Raw genomic sequence first — 21,100 nt, 5'->3', positions numbered from 1 at the left:
CGTGTCTGAAGCTGCTGTGGCCGGCGTCTATCCCCGGGGTGTGAAGCTTGGGGTGGACGTCGGCACCGTCCGCGTGGGTGTGGCCGTCTGCGACCGCGACGGAATCCTGGCGACCCCGTTGCGCACGCTGCAGCGGAACGTGAAAAAGAACACCGACGTGGGTATCCTGGCCGCCCTGGCCGCGGAACTGGACGCCGTGGAGATTTTCGTGGGACTGCCGCGCACCATGAAGGGCGAAGAGCACGCCTCGGCCAGGATGGCCACAGAGTACGCGCAGTTGCTTGCCCGGGCCCTGCACGGCGCCGGATCTGACGTGCCCGTGCGCCTGATTGACGAGCGGCTCAGCACCGTGACCGCCCACCGCAACCTGCACGAAGCTGGCATGAGCAGCAGAAATCACCGTACAGTAGTTGATCAGGTTGCGGCGGCAGGTATTCTGCAACATGCGATTGATATGCAAAAGGCCAGGGGAACGGAGGTCGGAAACCGCGTGTACGCGGAGTCTGCGCCGGGGCCGACCGGAGGCGGCGCACAGACCGGCCCGGCCGTACAGACGCACACTTCAGAAGATGGAAGGCTACAGTGAGCCCGGTCAACAGAGACGACTCCTCCGGTGACGCCCTTAGTGGTGCCGGCCGACCGCTGACGCGCAAAGAGATCCGGGCCCAGGAAAAGCTCCTGGCGACGCAGGGACACAACGTGATCCCGCCGCAGGCTTTTGAGACGGGACAGGACGTTCCGACGCCGGCACCTGCGCCGGAGCGCGAGCTGCCGCAGGCCGCCCCGGAACTCCCCGACGCAGCACCGACCGTGCACGAAGACGCTGTTCATGAAGCGCCCGTGCACGAAGAGCCCGTGCACGAAGAGCCCGTGCACGAAGAGCCCCTGAACACAGAAGCTGTGCACGACGAAGCCGTGCACACAGAAGCTGTGCACGACAAAGCCGTGCACGAAGAGCCCGTCCGCGAAGACTTCACGCAGATGATCCCTGTCCGCGATATCCCTGGCCGCGAAGAGCCTGTCCGCGATGTCCCTGTCCGCGAAGAGCCCGTCCATGAGGACGCCGTCTTTGCGACGGCAGGCCAGCACGGCTATGAAGCCCGCCATGACGCGGCGGCCCACGGCACCCGCCCTCGCGGCGGTTACGCGCTGCAGCCCCACCATGTGGGACAACAGGATGAGGCCCACCATGTCTACGACGACTCCGTCGACCACCACGATCAGGCGCACCCGGACGCCGAGTACCACGGTGAGCCCGGCCACGAGCTGATGGCCGGAGCGGTCCGCTACGACAAGGTTCCGTCCAAGAAGGTCCGCCGCCGGCGCCGCTTCCTGGCCCTGGTGTTGTCCCTGACGGTCTTCGTCGTCGCAATCGCTGTTGGCGCGCAGTTCCTCAAGCCCCTCCTGGGCATGGACAAAATGGCCGATTACCCCGGCCCGGGGACCGGAAACGTCACCATCACGGTCGAACCCGGCGCCGGGCCGAGGTCCGTGGCCACCGAGCTGGAGTCGAAGAAGGTCGTGGCGAACGCGGACACGTTCTTGAAGGAGTTCACCGCTTCCGGCGGTGCCCTGAACCCCGGCACTTTCTCGATGCGCCAGGAAATGAAGAACTCCGATGCCGTGGCCGTCCTGCTCAACGAGGGCCAAGGCAAGGTCATGTACTTTGCGCTCAACGCCGGGTTGCGGGTCAGCGAGTCCCTGCAGGCGATTTCCGAGGGCACCGGGATTTCGGTTTCCGACTTGAAGGCGCTCAGCGATGCGCCCGCGCAGTTCGGCGTCCCGAAGAAAGCCAAGAACCTCGAGGGCTTCCTGGCGCCGGGGGAGTACCGCTTCCCGTTGGGCACCTCTGCCAAGGAGATTCTGCACAAGCTCGTCGGCACCACCCTGGATGAACTCAAGGCCCAGGGCGTCACCGATTCCGCGAAACAGTACGACGTCGTGACGGTAGCGAGCATCGTGCAGGCCGAAGGCGGCCAGGCCGAATACCGTGACGTCGCCGGCGCCATCTACAACCGCCTCAAGCCGAACAACACCGAGACGAACGGGCTGATCCAGTCCGATGCCACGGTCACCTATGGGCTGGGCATTCGCAGCTTCCACATCGACGAGGCCCAGAAGGCTGACAAGTCGAATCCGTACAACACCTACGCCAACCAGGGGCTGCCCGCCGGGCCCATCGGCTCTCCCGGCAAGACGGCCATTGACGCCGCCGCCAAGCCCAAGACCAACAGCTACCTCTACTGGGTCACCATCAACCTGGACACCAAGGAGACCAAGTTCTCCAAGACCCTGGCCGAACACAACGGGTACGTGGAGCAGTACAACGCCTGGTGCGCGGCCAACCCGGGACGTTGCGTATGACGCTGCGGGCGGCCGTCCTTGGGCATCCCATCATCCATTCGAAGTCGCCGGCGCTGCACCGCGCCGCCTACGCCCACCTGGGCGTGGACATAGCCTACTCCGCCATTGACGTGACCGAGTCCGCGCTGCCGGATTTCATGCGACAGGTCAGGGACGAGGCGCGCGCTGACGGTTCCTGGGTCGGGCTCTCGGTCACCATGCCGCTCAAGTCGGCCATGGTGGCGGAAGTGGACGAAGTCCGGGGCGTCGGGCGGGCACTCGGCGTCGTCAACACCGTTGCGTTCGAATCGGACGGCGACAGTGCTGCCCACACCAAGTTGGTTGCGTACAACACGGACGTCGCCGGGATCATCAACGCACTCCGGCACGCGGGGGCCGCCCCGGCGCCCACCGCCGTGATCCTCGGCGGGGGCGGGACCGCGGCCGCAGCCATCGCTGCGCTCAAGGAGCTGGGGGCGGTCTCTGCCGAGGTGTTCGTGCGCGATCCCGGCCGTGCCGGGGAGGCCCGCGGGGCTTCCGCTGCCGTGGGGGTCCCCGTCCAGGTGCTTCCCCTCGCCGGTGCGGCCGCCGCCGTCGCCGCGGCCGACGTCGTCATCTCCACGCTGCCGCCCCGCGCGGCAGACGCACTTGCCGCGGAACTGGCAGGAGCACAGCTTCCGGAGAGCCCGGGCGTGCTCCTGGATGTCTCCTACGATCCGTGGCCCAGCCGGATCGCGGCGGTCTGGCAGGAAGCCGGCGGCACGGTGGTCCCGGGACTTGAAATGCTCATCTACCAGGCGGTGGAGCAAGTGCGGCATTTCACCGGACTGGGCGAGGCCCTCCCGGCCGGAGTCATAGATGTGATGTGTGACGCAGTCGGGGCGCCTCGACGGGTGTTCTAACCGCCCGACGTGGCAGGATGGAATGTATGTTGCGTTGGTTGACTGCCGGAGAATCCCATGGCCCGGCACTGGTCGGAATAATTGAAGGCGTGCCCGCCGGTGTGGAACTCACCAGCGCCCACATCAGCGAGGCCCTGGCCCGCCGGCGGCTCGGCTATGGCCGCGGCGCCCGGATGAAATTCGAGCAGGACGTGGTCACGATCCTCGGCGGAGTCCGGCACGGCTTGACCCAGGGCGGCCCTGTCGCCATCCAGGTCGGCAATACCGAATGGCCCAAGTGGGAACAGATCATGTCTTCCGATCCCGTGGAGCCGGAAATCTTGGCCGACCAGGCCCGCAACGCCCCCCTGACGCGGCCGCGGCCCGGCCACGCCGACTTTACCGGCATGCAGAAATACGGCTTCGACGAGGCCCGCCCGGTCCTGGAGCGCGCCAGCGCCCGCGAGACGGCCACGAGGGTGGCGCTCGGCACGGTCGCCGCAGCGTTCCTCAAGCAGCTCGGGATCGAACTCGTCTCCCACACCGTGTCCATCGCCAGCGTTGCCGTGCCGGAAGGCCGGCCGCTGCCGGTCCCGGGCAACGTAATTGCCCTGGACGCCGATCCGCTGCGCTGCTTCGACCGCGAAACCTCGGACGCCATGGTGGCCGAGGTCGACGTCGCGCACAAGGAAGGCGAAACCCTCGGCGGCGTCGTGGAAGTGCTGGTCTACGGTCTCCCGCCGGGACTGGGCAGCTACGTCCACTGGGACCGGCGCCTCGACTCGCGCCTGGCGGCGGCTCTGATGGGCATCCAGGCCATCAAGGGCGTTGAGGTCGGCGACGGCTTCCGTACCGCGGCGCGCCGTGGCTCGGCCGCCCACGACGAGATCGTCAAGGACGCGGACGGCAAGATCATCCGCACGTCCAACCGCGCAGGCGGGATCGAGGGCGGCATGAGCATTGGCGATGTCCTGCGCGTCCGTGCCGCCATGAAGCCGATCGCCACCGTGCCGCGCGCCCTCAAGACGGTCGACGTCAGTACGGGGGAGGCCGCCAAGGCCCACCACCAGCGCTCCGACGTCTGTGCCGTCCCGGCCGCCGGCGTCGTGGCCGAGGCCATGGTGGCCCTCGTGATCGCCGAGGCGGTCACCGAAAAATTCGGCGGTGACTCCGTGCAGGAGACCGCCCGCAACATCAAGGGTTACCTGGGCAGCATTCCGGCGTCCCTGGACTCGATCGGCCAATAGTGCCGGCCGGGAAAACCGACGGGCACTCGACCGCGGCAGCGCCCGCGGCAAAAAATGCCGTCCCGGTGGTCTTGATCGGACCGATGGCCGTGGGCAAATCGGCAATCGGACAGCAGCTCGCGCAGCATCTGGGGTGCGCGTTCGTGGACACCGACGCCCTCGTGGTGGCCCAGCACGGGACGATCGCCGAGATCTTCGCCAGCCGGGGCGAGCACGCCTTCCGTGAGCTCGAGGCCCGGGCTGTGGCACAGGCCATCGAAGCAGCGCAGGGGAGCACCGCCGTCATTTCGCTCGGCGGCGGGGCTGTCCTTGACTCCGGTACACAGCAGCTCCTGGGCCGCTGTACCGTTGTGTATCTCGAATGCGACGCCGAGACTGTGGCGGAACGCATCGCCAGAAATTCGGGCCGGCCGCTCCTGGCCGGCGACGCCATGGGCCGGTGGCGGACCTTGTTCGCCACCCGGCAGCCGGTCTACGAGCGGCTCGCCGACCTCGTCCTCGATGTCCGCAGCGGCAGCGTTCCGGAGCTGGCCCACCGGCTGGAAGATGCGCTGGAGGAGCACGCCGTGGCGAAGACCGCGGCCGTGCCCACTCCGGCGGCGACAAAGGAAGTTGAATAGTGAGTACCGAATCAACCGTCATCAAAGTCACCGGACAAACGCCGGGTGAGAACTACGACGTCGTAGTCGGCCGCGGCCTTCTGGCAAGCCTGCCGGGCCTGCTGGGCGAGCGCGTCAAGCGCGTCCTGGTCATCCACCCCCGCGCGCTTCGGCTGACCGGGGACACCGTCCGGGAAGAGCTGGCCGCCGCCGGTTTCACCGCGCTGACCGCAGAAATACCCGACGCCGAAGAGGGCAAGCACATCGAGGTCGCCTCCTTCTGCTGGCAGGTGCTGGGGCAGAACGACTTCACCCGCTCCGACGCTGTCGTCGCCGTCGGCGGCGGCGCCGTGACGGACCTGGCCGGCTTTGTCGCCGCGACCTGGCTGCGCGGCGTTAAGGTCATCCACATGCCCACGAGCCTGCTGGGCATGGTGGACGCCTCGGTCGGCGGCAAGACCGGCATTAACACCGCCGAGGGCAAGAACCTGGTGGGTGCGTTCCACCCGCCCGCCGGCGTCCTCGCGGACCTCGACACGCTGGAGACGCTGCCGAAGAATGAGATCATCTCCGGCATGGCTGAGGTCATCAAATGCGGCTTCATCGCGGACCCGGCCATCCTGGACCTGATCGAAAAGGACCCGTCCGCGGTCTCCGATCCCCGCTCGGACCTGCTGCGTGAACTGATCGAACGAGCCATCAGCGTTAAGGCCCGGGTGGTCTCCGAGGACCTCAAGGAAACCGGCCAGCGCGAGATCCTGAACTACGGCCACACCTTGGGCCACGCGATCGAACTCGCCGAGCGCTACTCCTGGCGCCACGGTGCCGCCGTCTCCGTCGGCATGATGTTCGCCGCCGAACTCGCCCGCAGCGTCGGCCGGCTCAGCGACGCCGACGCCGACAGGCACCGCAGCATCCTCGAATGCCTCGGGCTTCCCATCACGTACCGCCGCGACCGCTGGCAGGCCCTCCTCGACGGCATGCGCCGGGACAAGAAGTCCCGGGGTGACCTGCTGCGGTTCGTGGTGCTCGACGGCGTCGGCCGGCCCGGGATCCTCGACGTCCCGGACACGTCACTGCTGTTTGCCGCCTACCAGGAGATTGCCTCCTGATGAACATGGTCAAGGGCGGCACGAGCGAGTGGCCGGACGCGGGTGTTCCCGGGGTCCGGATCAACCCGCAGACCCTGATGCCCCAGATCGTCAATGAGGAGGTCCTGGCCGAGGCGTTGGCGGTCTCAACGGACCCGGGGGACCTGATCCTCGTCCGGCTCGTCGAAGGGCACGCGGCCGAAGCCGCCGAGCTCCTCGCCGAGGCCCGCTACAAGGACCCCGGCTCGCTCCGCCTGCGGATCTTCGAGGCGGACGTGCTCCGGGTATCGAACCGGTTCGACCGGGCCGTCGAAGTGTTCCGCCAGCTCCTCGCCGAAACCCAGGGCACCTTGGAAGAGGCGGCCGTCCGCCAGCACCTCGGCCGGTCCTACTTCGCCGGCGGGAACGTTGGCGCCGCCGTCGAATCCTTCGCAAAGGCGCTGGATTTGCGCGTGGCCGGGTCGGCAGACGCGGCACTGATCTACGCCTCGACGGTGGCGCTGCAGCGCGCCCGGGACGTGCTGGAACAGCAGTCCTGAGCCTCCGTCAGCCAGCTGTCGGCGGGAACCGGTAGAATAGATCTTGGATTTTTGACAAATACGCGCTGGCGGGCCGCTTGGCATGCCGGCCCGGCATAGAACGTCTGGCTGATAGCACCGGCCAGATGGAACCAGAGAGAAACTAAGAGGATACAGTGGCAACCACTAACGACATCAAGAACGGAACCGTCCTTAAGCTTGAGGGCCAGCTTTGGAACATCATCGAGTTCCAGCACGTCAAGCCCGGCAAGGGTGGCGCGTTCGTGCGCACCAAGATGCGCAACGTGATGTCCGGCAAGGTCGTCGACAAGACCTTCAACGCCGGACTGAAGATTGAGACCGCCACGGTGGACCGCCGCGACTACCAGTACCTGTACCAGGACGGCGCCGACTTCGTCTTCATGGACACCTCGGACTTCGACCAGCTCACCGTTTCGGCCGCCACCGTCGGCGACGCCACCAACTTCATGCTCGAAAACCAGATGGTCAACATCGCCATTCACGAGGGCAACCCGCTCTACATCGAGCTGCCCCCGAGCGTCGTCCTCGAGATCACCTACACGGAGCCGGGCCTGCAGGGCGACCGCTCCTCGGCCGGCACCAAGCCCGCCACCCTCGAAACCGGGTACGAGATCCAGGTGCCGCTGTTCGTCGAGAACAACACCAAGGTCAAGGTCGACACCCGCGACGGCAGCTACCTCGGCCGGGTCAACGACTAGTGAGTGCGCGAGGTAAGGCCCGGAACCGGGCCCTCGATGTGCTTTTTGAGGCCGAGCAGCGCTCTGCCTCGGCGTTCGACGTACTGAAGTCCCGCCGCGAGCAGACAGACCAGATCGTCAACCCGTACACCCTCGAAATTGTCGAAGGCGTGGTGTCGCACCAGGCTGCCATCGACGAATTCCTGGAAACCTATTCGCAGGGCTGGACCCTGGAGCGCATGCCCTCCGTGGACCGCATCATCCTGCGAATCGGCACTTGGGAACTGCTCTACAACGACGACGTCCCGGACGGTGTGGCGGTCAGCGAAGCTGTGGCCCTGGCCAAAACGCTCTCCACGGACGAGTCGCCGTCGTTCATCAACGGCCTGCTGGGCCGGCTGCAGCAGCTGAAGCCGTCGCTGCTCGCCTGAGACCCCGTGCCACGAAGAACCCCGCCCAGGACATCCTGGGCGGGGTTCTTTCGTTAACCGACGACGGCGGCCCGGAGCGCGGCGATCTCGGCGAGCTGGTGCTGCTCATCGAGTTGGTGTGCCGGCACGTCCCGGCCGCTGAGGATCCGTTGCCGGGTGAAGGCAAGCTGGGTAGCCGCATCGAGCAAGGCCTTCATCTGCGCGCCCCGCCCGACGGACTTGGCCCAGCGCAGCGCAGATCGGCGTCCCCCGGCGGTGGCCAGCATTTCCACCTCGGCCGCGCTGAACCAGCCCGCGGCCGCGTATTCCTGGAGCCGCTGGCGGGTGAGCCTGCGCTCCGCCACCCGCAGCAGCCCGATGACCAGGACCGCCAGCAGGAAGATCGGCACCTGCACCAGCAGGTACTGGGCCAGGAAGTCCTGGCCCATCCGGTTCCAGCCGCTGTGCAGCAGCATCGCGGGGACGAGGCCGACGAAGAACGCCAGCACGGACAGCCCCGTGCGCCCGCGGCGCGCGGCGAAGCCCATGACCAGGCCGGTGGTTCCCGTGAAGATGGCGTGGGCGAAAGGGGACATGACCCCGCGGAGGAAGAACACCACCGCGAGGTCCGTGCCGGGGTCGCTGGACTCGGCGATCGCGCGGCCGAAGTAGAGGATGTTCTCGGTGAACGCGAAGCCTGCCGCGATCGTGAAGGCGAACACCACACCGTCCACCGGCCCGTTGAAGTGCTTCGGGGCGAAGAGCAGGAGCACCAGCAGCCCCAGGGACTTAGCGAATTCCTCCACCACCGGCGCCTGGACCGTCACGGCGAACGTCGTATAGTCCAGTCCCGAGGCAGGCCCCGCCACCAGCGAAAAATACGGCTGGATCAGCATCGTGACCGCTATCGAGACGGCGGCTCCCCAGACAAAGGCGAAAAGCAGCAGCGGCTTGGGCTCAGGTTCCCAGCGGTCGATGAAGCGCACCGTCAACAGCACGGTCCCCAGTGGGATCAGGGAGGCGATGAAGCCAATGACAAAGCCGGAGATTCCGGTCCTTTCCAGGAGGAAGGGCAGGACCAGGAAGAGGCTGACGAACGCGAGGAACCCGCCTGCCAGCACCAGGCCAAAGACGCCGGCGGAACTGCGGCCGCCCGGAAGGGCCGGCGGGAGCGCCGGCTCGAACTGGCCGCGGGTGTTGGCCGGGGCCCGCCGGTAGGAGGCCGGCTGGACACGCCCCAGCCACGTCGGGTTGGCCTGCTGGGGCAGCGGTCGCTGGCCGGCGGCGCCGGGGTGGTCGTGCCCGGGCCGCGGCTCGTTCGTCGTCATGGAATCGAGCCTATGTCCGTGTGAGGTTAAACGCATTCCGCGGAGACAGTGCGTCAGCCCCCCTGTGGTAATTTGAAAGAGCAAATAATCCTTTTTTAATTCCGTCCCGTGAGGCGGGGAAAGGGGAGACGAGCTTTGACTTCTGTGCCCTCAGCACCGGGTCCGGCGAAGGTGGTGCTCACCCGGGTTGTTCTCAACCAGGCTGACATCGACCGCGCCCTCACTCGTATCGCCCATGAAATTCTCGAGGCCAACAAAGGCTCCCAGGACCTCGTCCTGCTGGGCATCCCGCGACGGGGTTATCCACTCGCCGTCCGCCTCGCCGCCAAGATCGCCGCCGCCGATCCCACCGTGGACGCCGCCGCGATTGTCGGCCAGCTCGATGTCACCATGTTCCGCGATGACCTCTCGCACCAGCCCACCAGGCCGCCCTACCCCACTCAGCTCCCGCGCACCGGGATCGACAACAAAGTTGTTGTGCTGATCGACGACGTCCTCTACTCCGGACGCACCATCCGGGCAGCCCTCGATGCCATCATCGACCTCGGCCGCCCGCGGATTGTCCGCCTCGCCGTGCTGATCGACCGTGGCCACCGGGAACTGCCCATCCGCGCGGACCACGTCGGCAAGAACCTGCCCACCTCCTCGTCCGAGAAGGTCCGTGTCCGCCTGGAGGAAACCGACTCCGTGGACGGCGCACCCGACGGCGCCCCCGTGAATGAAGTGGTCATCGAGGCCACCGCATGAGGCACCTGCTCTCCACCGAAGACCTGAGCCTGCACGACGCCATCCGCATCCTGGACACCGCCGAGGAAATGGCGGCCGTGGGGGAGCGCGAGGTCAAAAAGCTCCCCGCGCTGCGCGGCCGCACCGTGGTCAACCTGTTCTTCGAGGACTCCACCCGCACCCGGATCTCCTTCGAAGCCGCCGCCAAGCGGCTCTCCGCCGACGTCATCAACTTCGCCGCGAAGGGCTCCTCCGTCTCCAAGGGCGAGTCACTCAAGGACACCGCCCAGACGCTCGCCGCGATGGGCGCCGACGCGGTGGTCATCCGGCACTGGGCCTCCGGCGCCCCGCACCGGCTCGCCGCGACCGACTGGATCGACGCCGCCGTCATCAACGCCGGCGACGGCACCCACGAACACCCCACCCAGGCGTTGCTGGACGCGTTCACCATGCGCCGGCACTGGTCGAAGCTGGCCGGCACGCCGTCGGCCGGTGCCGACCTCAAAGGCATGCGCGTCGCCATCGCCGGGGACGTGCTGCACTCCCGCGTGGCGCGCTCCAACGTCTGGCTGCTGCGCACCCTCGGCGCCGAAGTCACCCTCGTCGCGCCGCCCACGTTGCTGCCCATCGGCGTCGACAAGTGGCCGTGCGCCGTCAGCTTCGACCTCGACGAGACCCTCGCACAGGGCGTGGACGCCATGATGATGCTCCGGGTCCAGGCCGAAAGGATGAATGCATCCTTTTTCCCGACCACCCGCGAATACTCGCGCCGCTGGGGCTTCGACGACAACCGGCTCCGAGCCCTCGACAGCCTCGGACTCAAAGACACCATCATCATGCACCCGGGACCGATGAACCGCGGCCTGGAAATCTCCGCGGCCGCGGCCGACTCGCCCCGCTCCACCGTGCTGGCGCAGGTCCGCAACGGCGTCTCCATCCGCATGGCGGCACTGTACCTGCTGCTTTCCGGGGAGAACCGCGAACCGGCCGCGGCACCTGTATCTGCATCCGCGTCCCACGCCGCCAATCCGAACCTCACTTATTCCCACCAGGAGAGCCACTGATGGCCGAACAGCAACAGCACGCAGACAACAGCGCCGCCTACCTCATCCGAGGCGCCGCGATCCTGGGCGGGGCAGCCGAGGACCTCCTGATCCGGGACGGCGTGATCGCCGCCCGCGGCCGGCAGCTGGACGCCGACGGCGCCGGGGTGAGGGACGCAACAGTAATTGACGCCAGAGGCCTCATCGCGCTCCCGGGCATGGTGGACATCCACACCCACCTGCGCGAACCCGGCCGCGAAGATGCCGAAACCGTCGAAACCGGCACCCGGGCCGCCGCCCTGGGCGGCTACACGGCCGTCCACGCCATGGCCAACAGCACCCCGGTGGCGGACACCGCCGGCGTCGTCGAACAAGTCCTCACCCTTGGCCGGACCGCCGGCTGGGTGGACGTCCGGCCGGTGGGCGCCGTCACCGTGGGACTCGCGGGGGAGCAGCTCGCCGAACTCGGCGCCATGGCCGACTCCCGCGCCCACGTGCGGGTGTTCTCCGACGACGGCATCTGCGTGCACGATCCCGTGCTGATGCGCCGCGCCCTCGAATACGTCAAGGCGTTCGACGGCGTCGTCGCCCAGCACGCGCAGGAACCCCGGCTCACCGCCGGCGCCCAGATGAACGAGGGCGAGGTCTCCGCCGTCCTCGGCCTCGCCGGCTGGCCGGCCGTCGCCGAAGAGAGCATCATCGCCCGGGACGTGCTGCTGGCCCAGCACGTCGGCTCCCGCCTGCACGTTTGCCACGTCTCCACGGCCGGGTCCGTGGAGATCATCCGCTGGGCCAAGTCCCGCGGCGTCAACGTCACGGCCGAGGTCACCCCGCACCACCTCTGGCTCACGGATGAGCTCGCCCGCAGCTACGACCCCGTCTACAAGGTCAACCCGCCGCTGCGCACCGACGCCGATGTCCAGGCCCTCCGCGCCGCCCTGGCAGACGGCACGATCGACGTCGTCGGCACCGACCACGCCCCGCACCCGAGCGAACACAAGGAATGCGAGTGGGCGCAGGCGGCCATGGGCATGACCGGGCTGGAAACCGCGCTCTCCGTGGTGCAGCACACCATGATCGAAACCGGTTTGATGGGCTGGGAAGACTTCGCCCGCGTGACCTCCACGGCTCCGGCCGCGATCGGCCGGGTCCAGGACCAGGGCCGCCCGCTCGAGGCCGGGGAGCCCGCGAACGTCACACTCGTGGACCCGGCTGCGCGCTGGACGGTGGACCCTTCTAAGATGGCAACCATGGGCCGTAACTCTCCGTTTGCCGGCCGGGAACTGCCGGGGAAGGTAGTGGCGACGTTCTTCAAGGGCCACCCGACCGTTCTCGACGGAAAACTCAACACCCCGTACCGGTGGCCGGTCGACGCCGTCGACGCCGGACCGGCGGGCCGCCGCCCATGACGGTCAAGGACCTTTCCCTGCTCCTCACGCTCGTCCTGACCGGCGTCGCGCTTGTCCTCATCGCCGTCGGCTGGCGCAACCGCCTGCGCCGCCAGTCCGACGTCGAGGCCCTCCCCGAGGTTCCCGGCGAGCTTGGCGCCCCGCTGGCGGCAGCCGACGGCCAGTACGTCGCGTCCACCACCGCCGGCGACTGGCTGGACCGGATCGCCGTGCACAATCTGGGCATCCGCACCAACGCCAAGCTCAGCGTGCACCCCGAAGGCGTGCTGTTCGAGCGCGCGGGCGCCGGCCCGGTGTTCATCCCGACCGGACGCCTCACCGGTGTGCGGCAGGAAAGCGGCATGGCCGGAAAGTTCGTCGAGAAAGACGGCCTGCTGGTGCTCAGCTGGATGCTCGGTTCCCACGAGCTGGACACCGGCTACCGGACCCGCCGTGCCGAGGACAAGGCCGTGCTCCTGACCACCCTCCAAGATTTGATCTCCGCAGCCCCTCAGGCAGAAGCCGATAGTGGAAAGTAACGACGTGACGGAAGCCCACGAAGTGTCAGAAAAAACAGTGATGGAAAAAACAGTGACAGCAAACCCCACTGCACCCGCTGCAGCAGCATCCACCCCCGCGGTCCTCGTGCTCGAGGACGGCCGGATTTTCCGCGGCACCAGCTACGGCGCCACCGGAACGGCTCTCGGCGAGGCGGTCTTCGCCACCGGCATGACCGGTTACCAGGAGACCATCACCGACCCCTCCTACGCGCGCCAGCTCGTGGTCCAGACAGCGCCGCACATTGGCAACACGGGCGTCAACACCGACGACGCCGAGTCCCGCCGCATCTGGGTAGCCGGCTACATCGTCCGCGACGCCGCGCGCCGGCCCTCCAACTGGCGTTCCGAACGGTCCCTGGATGACGAGCTCGTCGAGCAGGGGATCGTCGGCATCCAGGGCGTCGACACCCGCGCCATCACCCGCCACCTGCGCGAACACAAGACCATGCGCGCCGGCATCTTTTCCGGCGACGCCGCCCGCGCCACGGACAAGGAACTCGTCGACGCCGTCCTGGCCAGCGCGCCGATGGAAGGCTCACGGCTCGCCGAGGAAGTCAGCGTGGACGCCGCGTACACGGTGGAGCCCAACGACTTCGGCTGGGACGGCGAGCCGCGGTTCAGCATCGCCGCCATCGACTTGGGCATCAAGCGCATGACCCCGGTCCGCTTCGCCGAGCGTGGTGTCCGGGTGCACGTGTTGCCCGCCACGGCGACCCTCGCCGACGTCCAGGCCGTCAACCCCGACGGCTTCTTCATGTCCAACGGCCCCGGCGACCCCGCCACCGCGGACAACCAGGTGGCGCTGCTGCGCTCCGTGCTCGATGAGAAGATCCCGTACTTCGGCATCTGCTTCGGCAACCAGATCCTGGGCCGGGCCCTCGGGTTCGGGACCTACAAGTTGCGCTACGGCCACCGCGGCATCAACCAGCCGGTGATGGACCGCCGCACCGGCAAGGTCGAAATCACCTCGCAGAACCACGGCTTCGCCGTCGACGCCCCGCTCGACGGCGCCACCCAGGCCCCCGAGGAACGCTTCGGCCGCGTCGAGGTCAGCCACGTGAGCCTCAACGACGACGTCGTCGAAGGCCTCGCCTGCCTCGACATCCCGGCCTTCTCCGTGCAGTACCACCCCGAAGCGGCCGCCGGCCCGCACGACGCCGCCTACCTCTTCGACCGCTTCATCGAGCTGATGGCGGACGCTTCTTCAAAGACAGAGACCGACACAAAAACTGCCACCGATTCCAAGACTGAGGACAAGAAGTAATGCCCAAGAGAACTGACCTCAAGAGCGTCATGGTCATCGGGTCCGGCCCGATCGTGATCGGCCAGGCGGCCGAATTCGACTACTCCGGCACCCAGGCACTGCGCGTCCTCAAGGAGGAAGGCCTGCGGGTCATCCTCGTCAACTCCAACCCGGCCACCATCATGACGGACCCCGAGTTCGCGGATGCCACTTACATCGAGCCGATCACCCCCGAAGTGGTGGAGAAGATCATCGCCAAGGAGCGCCCCGACGCGCTGCTGCCGACCCTTGGCGGCCAGACGGCACTCAACACCGCCATCGCGCTGGACAAGAACGGCGTCCTGGAGAAGTACAACGTCGAGCTGATCGGCGCCAACATTGCCGCGATCGAGCTCGGCGAGGACCGCGAGAAGTTCAAGGGCGTCGTGGAGCGCTGCGGCGCCGAGTCGGCGCGCAGCCACATCATCCACACCATGGACGAGGCCATCACCGCAGCCGAGGACCTGGGCTACCCGATGGTGGTCCGGCCCTCCTTCACCATGGGCGGCCTCGGCTCCGGCCTGGCCTACGACGAGGGCGACCTGCGCCGGATTGTCGGCCAGGGCCTGCAGTACAGCCCCACGTCCGAGGTGCTGCTCGAAGAGAGCATCCTCGGCTGGAAGGAATACGAGCTCGAGATGATGCGCGACAAGAACGACAACGTCGTGGTGGTCTGCTCCATCGAGAACTTCGATCCGGTCGGCGTGCACACCGGCGACTCGATCACCGTCGCCCCGGCCCTTACCCTGACAGACCGCGAGTACCAGCGGCTGCGCGACATCTCCATCGCCGTCATCCGCGAGGTTGGCGTCGACACCGGCGGCTGCAACATCCAGTTCGCCGTCGAACCGGACACCGGCCGCGTCGTCGTGATCGAAATGAACCCGCGCGTCTCCCGCTCCTCTGCCCTCGCCTCCAAAGCCACCGGCTTCGCGATCGCCAAGATCGCCACCAAGTTGTCCCTGGGCTACACCTTGGACGAGATCCCGAACGACATCACCCAGAAGACCCCGGCGTCCTTCGAACCGACCCTGGACTACGTGGTGGTGAAGGTCCCGCGCTTCGCCTTCGAGAAGTTCCCGGCGGCAGACCCCACCCTGACCACCACCATGAAATCGGTGGGCGAGGCCATGGCCATGGGCCGGAACTTCACCGAGGCGCTGCAGAAGGCCCTGCGCTCCCTGGAGCAGAAGGGCTCCCAGCTGGACTTCAGCCACGTCCCGGAATGGGAAGTTGCTGAGCTGATCGAGAATGCCAAGCGTCCCACCACCGACCGCCTGCACCAGGTCCAGCGCGCCCTGCTCGGCGGCGCCACCGTGGAACAGCTCTTCGAGGCCACCAAGATCGACCCCTGGTACCTGGACCAGCTCCAGCTGCTGAACGAGATCTCCCGCGAAATCCGGCAGGCCGCGGCGCTGACTCCGGAGATGCTGACCCGCGCCAAGCGCCACGGCTTCTCCGACGAGCAGATCGGTGCCCTGACCCACAACTCCGAGGACGTCGTCCGCGGCGTCCGGCAGGCCCTCGGCATCCGTCCGGTCTACAAGACTGTGGACACCTGCGCGGCCGAGTTCGCCGCGTACACCCCCTACCACTACTCCTCCTATGACGAGGAGGACGAGGTCGCGCTGCACGCCAAGCCGTCCATCATCATCCTCGGTTCCGGCCCCAACCGGATCGGCCAGGGCATTGAGTTCGACTACTCCTGCGTTCACGCCTCGATGGCGCTGCGCAAGGCCGGCTACGAGACCGTGATGGTCAACTGCAACCCGGAAACCGTCTCCACGGACTACGACGTCTCCACCCGGCTCTACTTCGAGCCGCTCACCCTGGAGGACGTGCTCGAGGTCATCGCGGCCGAGGAGCGCACCGGCGGCGTCATGGGCGTCTTCGTCCAGCTCGGCGGCCAGACCCCGCTCAAACTGGCCCAGCAGCTCGCCGACGCCGGCGTGCCGATCCTTGGCACCTCGCCGGAGGCGATCGACCTCGCCGAACACCGGGGCGCCTTCTCCCGCGTGCTCGACAAGGCCGGGCTCGTCTCGCCGAAGAACGGCACCGCCGTGTCCTTCGAGGACGCCAAGAAGATCGCGGACGAGATCGGCTACCCGGTCCTGGTCCGCCCTTCCTACGTCCTCGGCGGACGCGGCATGGAGATCGTCTACGACGAGCCCAACCTCTCCCGCTACATCGCCAACGCCACCGAAATCACCCCGGAGCACCCGGTGCTGATCGACCGTTTCCTCGAGGACGCCGTCGAGATCGACGTCGACGCCCTCTACGACGGCACGGAGATGTACCTCGGCGGCATCATGGAGCACATCGAGGAGGCCGGGATCCACTCCGGCGACTCGGCCTGCGTGCTGCCTCCCATCACCCTGGGCGGCAATGTGCTGGAACGGGTCCGGACCGCCACGCTGGCGATCGCCGAGGGCGTGGGCGTCCGCGGGCTGATCAACATCCAGTTCGCCCTGGCCTCCGACGTGCTCTACGTCCTCGAAGCCAACCCGCGCGCCTCACGCACCGTGCCGTTCGTCTCCAAGGCCACCGGTGTCCAGATGGCGAAGGCCGCGGCCCTGATCGGCACCGGCGTCACCATCAACCAGCTCCGCAGCGCGTACAAGATGCTGCCGGAGAGCGGCGACGGCTCCTCCCTGCCGCTGGATGCACCGGTCTCGGTCAAGGAAGCCGTGCTGCCGTTCAGCCGCTTCCGCACCCCCGAGGGCAAGGTGGTCGACTCCCTGCTCGGCCCGGAAATGCGCTCCACGGGTGAGGTCATGGGCATCGACAAGCACTTCGACACAGCCTTCGCCAAGAGCCAGGCGGCCGCCAACAACGCGCTGCCCACCGAGGGCAAGATCTTCGTCTCGGTGGCGAACCGGGACAAGCGCTCGGTCATCATGGGCGTCAAGCGGCTCTCGGACCTCGGCTTCGAGATCGTCTCCACCGGCGGCACGGCTGACGTGCTGCGCCGAAACGGAATCCAGGCCACCCCGGTCCGGAAGGTCGCCGAGGGCTCCAGCGCCGAAGGCGAAGGCACCATCGCCGACCTCATCATCGCCGGCGAGATCGATATGGTCTTCAACACCCCCTCCGGCGGCGAGGCCCGCAGCGACGGCTACGAACTGCGTGCCGCCGCGACGTCGATCGGCATCCCCTGCATCACCACCGTGGCCGAGTTCAACGCCGCCGTCCAGGCCATTGAGGCGCAGCGCACGTACGAATGGTCCGTCACGAGCCTGCAGGAGCACGCCGCGAACCTGAAGGCCCTGCAGGATGCCTGAGGCATCGACCGCCGAAACGCCCAGCCGGGAGTCCTTCGGCTCCCGGCTGGGGCGGGCCATGGCGGACCGCGGCCCGCTGTGCGTCGGCATCGACCCGCACCCGGCACTCCTGCAGCGCTGGGGGCTGACTGACGACGCCGCCGGGCTGGAACGCTTCTCGCTGACCGTTCTGGAGGCCGTGGCCTCCCTCGCTGCCGCGGTGAAGCCGCAGGTGGCCCTGTACGAGCGGCACGGCTCGGCTGGAATCGCCGTGCTCGAACGCACCCTGGCCGCGGCGGCGGAAGCCTCCGTGCTGAGCATTGCGGACGCCAAACGCGGCGACATCGGCTCCACCATGGCCGCTTACGCCGACGCCTGGCTTCGGGACGGCTCGGGCCTGGCCGCGGATTCGGTCACGCTGAGCCCGTACCTGGGCTTTGAGTCGCTCCGGCCCGCCCTGGACCTGGCGGCCGAGTCCGGTCGCGGGGTGTTCGTCCTCGCGCTGACCTCGAACCCGGAAGGTGCATCGGTCCAGCACGTTGGCGGGGCGGACTCCGTCGCGCGGCGGATCACGGAAGCGGCCGCGGTGGAGAACCGCCGCTATGACGGTTCGCTCGGTTCCGTGGGCCTGGTGGTCGGCGCCACGGTGGGCTCAGCCCTCACCGCACTGGATCTCGACCTGGCTGCGGTCCGCGGACCCATCCTTGCCCCCGGGCTGGGTGCGCAGGGCGCCACGGCCGCGGACCTGCGCCGCACGTTCGGTGCGGCCTATTCCCAGGTTCTGGGCACGTCGAGCCGGGACATCCTCTCCGCCGGACCGCAGCTGCAGCCCCTGCGGGACGCCGCGCGGCGCACCCTCGACGAACTCCTCGCCGCCTAGCGGCAGCCGCCAAGCCGGCCCGGGACCGGAACTGCCGGACCCGGGCTGCGGGCTTTCCGGTTCGGGGACGGTTTGCTCATGCCGGGGTCCGCAGATTTCCATTGATTTCTGCCGCCGCCAGCGGGTAGGTTCGGGGCAAGGGCATGAGTGCCCCGTCCCGCCATGCAGGGAGGACTTCAGTGAGTTTGAGACCCCTCACTCCGCAGGAGCGTTCCGACGCCCTTCGCAAGGCCGCTGCCGCAAGGGCCACCAGGGCCGAGGCAAAGGAGCGCCTCAAGACGGGAGAACTGACCATCGCCAAAGTCATCAGTGCCGCCGAAACCGACGACGCCATTGCCCGCATGAGAATCGTGGAGCTGCTCGAAGCCCTGCCCGGGATCGGCCGGGTCCGGGCGGCGGCCATCATGGACCAGCTTGGCATCGCACAATCCCGACGGGTCCGGGGCCTGGGAATCCACCAGCGCCGCGCGCTGGTAGATTTTATTGACGACAAATAGCTCGGTCCGCCGAGCTGCCCCACCACCGCCCAAAGGAATATGTGAGCAAGAAACCGGGACTGACAGTCCTCGCCGGCCCGACGGCTGTTGGCAAAGGCACCGTGTCCACCTACATCCGGGACAACTACCCCGGCGTCTGGCTGTCCGTATCGGCCACGACACGCCCGCCGCGGCCGGGGGAGCAGGACGGGATCCACTACTTCTTCAAATCGGCCGAGGACTTCGATTCCCTGATCGAAAACGGCGAATTGCTCGAGTGGGCCGTCGTCCACGGCCGGAACCGCTACGGCACGCTGCGCAGCACCGTTGACGCCGCCATTTCAGAGGGCCGCTCGGTGTTGCTGGAGATCGATCTGCAGGGCGCCCGTCAGGTCAAGCAGGCCGTCCCGGAGGCCCAGTTTGTGTTCCTCGCGCCCCCGAGCTGGGACGAAATGGTCCGCCGGCTGGTCGGCCGCGGCACGGAAAGCGCCGAGGAACAGCAGCAGAGGCTGGAAACCGCTAAACTAGAACTTGCCGCTGAACCGGAGTTCGACCACACCGTCATCAATGATGACGTTCGTCGGGCAGCGGACGAGCTTGTTTCACTCATGGGGCTGACCCCGAACCCGCGCTAGGCGCCGGGACGTACCGGCCCGTTAGAATTTGGAGAATTCGTGTCCACGAACCTTGAAGGCATCATCAACCCGCCGATCGACGAGCTGCTGAAGGCCGCCGACTCGAAGTACGGACTGGTGATTTTTGGTGCCAAGCGCGCACGCCAGATCAACGCTTACTACGCCCAGCTGCACGAGGGCCTGTTCGAGTACGTTGGTCCGCTGGTCGACACCAAGCTGAACGAGAAGTCCCTGTCGATCGCGCTGCGCGAGATCAACGAAGGCAAGCTCGTCTCCACGCCGATCGAAGCCGCAGAGTAATTCCCTCCGCGGGAAGAGCCAAGTAAACAGACTGCCTGTTGACGGAGATCACGTGCGCATAGTCCTCGGAGTCGGGGGAGGGATTGCCGCCTACAAGGTGGCATCGCTCCTCCGGCTTTTTACTGAAGCCGGGCATGACGTCACGGTCATCCCCACCGAGGCGGCCACCCGCTTCGTCGGCGTCGCCACGTGGGAGGCCCTTTCCGGGCACCCCGTGAGCAACAGCGTGTTCGACGCCGTCCACACGGTCAACCATGTCCGGCTCGGCCACGAGGCAGAGCTGATCGTCGTGGCCCCCGCCACGGCCGATCTCCTGGCCCGCGCGGCCACCGGCCAGGCCGATGACCTCCTCACCAACACCCTGCTGATGGCCGGCGACTGCCCGGTGCTCATGGCCCCGGCCATGCACACCGAAATGTGGCAGCACCCCGCCACCCAGGCCAACGTTGAAACCCTGCGCAGCCGGGGCGTGACGGTGCTGGAACCCGCGAGTGGCCGCCTGACCGGCGCCGACTCCGGGCCCGGCCGGTTGCCCGAGCCGGAGGCGATTTTCACCGCCGCCATGGCCCTCGCCGCAGCAACTGTTCCTTCGGCGGGGGCACCGGCCGCGGAGCCGGACGTGGACGCGGTCCTGGCTGCGGGTCCGTCAGCGGCACCGTCGGTGGTCCCGCCGTTGGCCGGGCTCACGGTGACCGTTAGCGCCGGCGGCACCCGGGAACCGCTGGACCCCGTGCGGTTCCTCGGCAACCGCTCCTCGGGCAAGCAGGGCGTGGCCCTGGCCGCGGCCGCCCTCGAAGCCGGTGCCCGCGTCCGCCTGCTGGCCGCCCACATGGAGGTTCCGGTGCCCGCCGGCGTCGAGGTCGTCCAGGTCGAGACCGCCCTGGAGTTGCGGAAGGCGGCGCTGCACGCGGCCGCCGACTCCAACGTCGTCATCATGGCCGCCGCCGTCGCGGACTTCCGCCCGGCGGACGTCTCCGGGACCAAGATCAAGAAGCGTGACGACGTCGCCGACCCGGTGATCAACCTGGTGCGCAACCCCGACATCCTGCGGGAACTGGTCGAGGTCCGCGACGCCGCGTCCAGGGATCAGCTGATCGTCGGCTTTGCCGCCGAGACAGGCGACGCCGGGGGCGACGTCCTCGAGTACGCCCGGGCCAAGCTGCGCCGGAAGGCCTGTGACCTGCTGGTCGTCAACCAGGTGGGCCGGGACTTGGTCTTTGGCGAAGACACCAACTCCGTAGTCATCCTTTCCCGCGACGGCTCCGAACCCCAAGAGGCGTCGGGTTCCAAATCCGACGTCGCGGCTGCCGTGATCGACCGGATCAGCGCCGAGCTGAGCCGGGCTGTACCGCCGGCGTAGCCCGGCGTAACCAACATCTCCTTAGCACGGGGACACACGCCGCCGGACGTCCGT

General features: G+C 67.8%; 21 protein-coding genes. 20 read left to right on the top strand and 1 reads right to left on the bottom strand.

Translation table 11 applies throughout. From position 1 onward, the window contains the following. Position 1: 1 nt before the first annotated feature. From ruvX to nusB, 9 genes are all read left to right on the top strand, one after another. Entirely contained in the window at positions 2-586 is a 585-nt protein-coding gene (gene ruvX, locus BLQ10_RS07880; protein WP_254785457.1) for a Holliday junction resolvase RuvX, read from the top strand. Beyond that, positions 583-2,364, top strand: coding sequence for an endolytic transglycosylase MltG (mltG, locus tag BLQ10_RS07875; protein ID WP_091560364.1), 1,782 nt, complete (start codon positions 583-585; stop codon positions 2,362-2,364). The genes ruvX and mltG overlap by 4 nt, the downstream gene beginning before the upstream one ends. Next, complete coding sequence (locus BLQ10_RS07870; RefSeq protein ID WP_091560361.1) at positions 2,361-3,245, top strand: shikimate dehydrogenase; 885 nt, start codon at positions 2,361-2,363, stop codon at positions 3,243-3,245. Before mltG ends, BLQ10_RS07870 begins: the two co-directional genes overlap by 4 nt. Before the next feature lie 26 nt (positions 3,246-3,271). Next, entirely contained in the window at positions 3,272-4,471 is a 1,200-nt protein-coding gene (aroC, locus tag BLQ10_RS07865; RefSeq protein WP_091560359.1) for a chorismate synthase, read from the top strand. Between the two features lie 65 nt (positions 4,472-4,536). After that, the gene (locus tag BLQ10_RS07860; RefSeq protein ID WP_302847299.1) at positions 4,537-5,091 is read left to right on the top strand and encodes a shikimate kinase; all 555 of its coding nucleotides are present in this window, start codon (positions 4,537-4,539) and stop codon (positions 5,089-5,091) included. After that, entirely contained in the window at positions 5,091-6,182 is a 1,092-nt protein-coding gene (gene aroB / locus BLQ10_RS07855) for a 3-dehydroquinate synthase (protein ID WP_091560357.1), read from the top strand. The genes BLQ10_RS07860 and aroB overlap by 1 nt, the downstream gene beginning before the upstream one ends. Next, positions 6,182-6,700 carry a tetratricopeptide repeat protein gene (locus BLQ10_RS07850; RefSeq protein WP_091560355.1) on the top strand — a complete coding sequence of 173 codons (519 nt, stop codon included), beginning with the start codon at positions 6,182-6,184 and terminating at the stop codon, positions 6,698-6,700. The genes aroB and BLQ10_RS07850 overlap by 1 nt, the downstream gene beginning before the upstream one ends. A 155-nt stretch (positions 6,701-6,855) precedes the next feature. After that, on the top strand, positions 6,856-7,419 hold the full coding sequence (gene efp, locus BLQ10_RS07845) for an elongation factor P (RefSeq protein ID WP_018773146.1): 564 nt from the start codon (positions 6,856-6,858) through the stop codon (positions 7,417-7,419). After that, positions 7,419-7,829 carry a transcription antitermination factor NusB gene (nusB, locus tag BLQ10_RS07840; RefSeq protein WP_091251831.1) on the top strand — a complete coding sequence of 137 codons (411 nt, stop codon included), beginning with the start codon at positions 7,419-7,421 and terminating at the stop codon, positions 7,827-7,829. Before efp ends, nusB begins: the two co-directional genes overlap by 1 nt. Positions 7,830-7,882: 53 nt before the next feature. Here nusB and BLQ10_RS07835 read toward each other — a convergent pair whose 3' ends face one another. Beyond that, complete coding sequence (locus BLQ10_RS07835; protein WP_091560353.1) at positions 7,883-9,136, bottom strand: PrsW family intramembrane metalloprotease; 1,254 nt, start codon at positions 9,134-9,136, stop codon at positions 7,883-7,885. Positions 9,137-9,271: 135 nt separating this feature from the next. Between BLQ10_RS07835 and pyrR the strand changes: the two genes are divergently transcribed. The 11 genes from pyrR to BLQ10_RS07780 all read left to right on the top strand — a co-directional run bounded on the left by pyrR (position 9,272) and on the right by BLQ10_RS07780 (position 21,046). Next, positions 9,272-9,883: a bifunctional pyr operon transcriptional regulator/uracil phosphoribosyltransferase PyrR gene (gene pyrR / locus BLQ10_RS07830; RefSeq protein ID WP_091560352.1), complete on the top strand. Its 612-nt coding sequence runs from the start codon at positions 9,272-9,274 to the stop codon at positions 9,881-9,883. Then, positions 9,880-10,926 (top strand): aspartate carbamoyltransferase catalytic subunit, encoded by a 1,047-nt coding sequence (locus BLQ10_RS07825; RefSeq protein ID WP_091560347.1) that lies wholly within the window; start codon positions 9,880-9,882, stop codon positions 10,924-10,926. Before pyrR ends, BLQ10_RS07825 begins: the two co-directional genes overlap by 4 nt. Beyond that, positions 10,926-12,314 (top strand): dihydroorotase, encoded by a 1,389-nt coding sequence (locus BLQ10_RS07820; RefSeq protein WP_091560345.1) that lies wholly within the window; start codon positions 10,926-10,928, stop codon positions 12,312-12,314. Before BLQ10_RS07825 ends, BLQ10_RS07820 begins: the two co-directional genes overlap by 1 nt. Next, positions 12,311-12,832 (top strand): PH-like domain-containing protein, encoded by a 522-nt coding sequence (locus BLQ10_RS07815; RefSeq protein WP_091560343.1) that lies wholly within the window; start codon positions 12,311-12,313, stop codon positions 12,830-12,832. Before BLQ10_RS07820 ends, BLQ10_RS07815 begins: the two co-directional genes overlap by 4 nt. Before the next feature lie 40 nt (positions 12,833-12,872). Then, a complete protein-coding gene (gene carA, locus BLQ10_RS07810; RefSeq protein ID WP_091560469.1) occupies positions 12,873-14,117 on the top strand; it encodes a glutamine-hydrolyzing carbamoyl-phosphate synthase small subunit in 1,245 nt (414 codons plus the stop codon). After that, on the top strand, positions 14,117-17,416 hold the full coding sequence (gene carB / locus BLQ10_RS07805; protein WP_091560341.1) for a carbamoyl-phosphate synthase large subunit: 3,300 nt from the start codon (positions 14,117-14,119) through the stop codon (positions 17,414-17,416). The genes carA and carB overlap by 1 nt, the downstream gene beginning before the upstream one ends. After that, positions 17,409-18,275: an orotidine-5'-phosphate decarboxylase gene (pyrF, locus tag BLQ10_RS07800; RefSeq protein WP_091560339.1), complete on the top strand. Its 867-nt coding sequence runs from the start codon at positions 17,409-17,411 to the stop codon at positions 18,273-18,275. The genes carB and pyrF overlap by 8 nt, the downstream gene beginning before the upstream one ends. Positions 18,276-18,454: 179 nt before the next feature. Further along, positions 18,455-18,772, top strand: coding sequence for an integration host factor, actinobacterial type (mihF, locus tag BLQ10_RS07795; protein ID WP_175558520.1), 318 nt, complete (start codon positions 18,455-18,457; stop codon positions 18,770-18,772). 41 nt (positions 18,773-18,813) lie between these two features. Beyond that, entirely contained in the window at positions 18,814-19,386 is a 573-nt protein-coding gene (gmk, locus tag BLQ10_RS07790) for a guanylate kinase (RefSeq protein WP_091560334.1), read from the top strand. A gap of 39 nt (positions 19,387-19,425) precedes the next feature. Continuing rightward, positions 19,426-19,686: a DNA-directed RNA polymerase subunit omega gene (gene rpoZ / locus BLQ10_RS07785; RefSeq protein WP_090581074.1), complete on the top strand. Its 261-nt coding sequence runs from the start codon at positions 19,426-19,428 to the stop codon at positions 19,684-19,686. 52 nt (positions 19,687-19,738) lie between these two features. Further along, complete coding sequence (locus BLQ10_RS07780) at positions 19,739-21,046, top strand: bifunctional phosphopantothenoylcysteine decarboxylase/phosphopantothenate synthase (RefSeq protein ID WP_091560331.1); 1,308 nt, start codon at positions 19,739-19,741, stop codon at positions 21,044-21,046. Positions 21,047-21,100 lie beyond the last annotated feature (54 nt).

Origin of the sequence: Arthrobacter sp. ok362, assembly GCF_900102785.1 — a bacterium.
In the GTDB taxonomy this organism is placed as follows: domain Bacteria; phylum Actinomycetota; class Actinomycetes; order Actinomycetales; family Micrococcaceae; genus Arthrobacter.
Note: the sequence above shows the minus strand (reverse complement) of the source record. Positions and strands in the feature narration are given on the sequence as shown.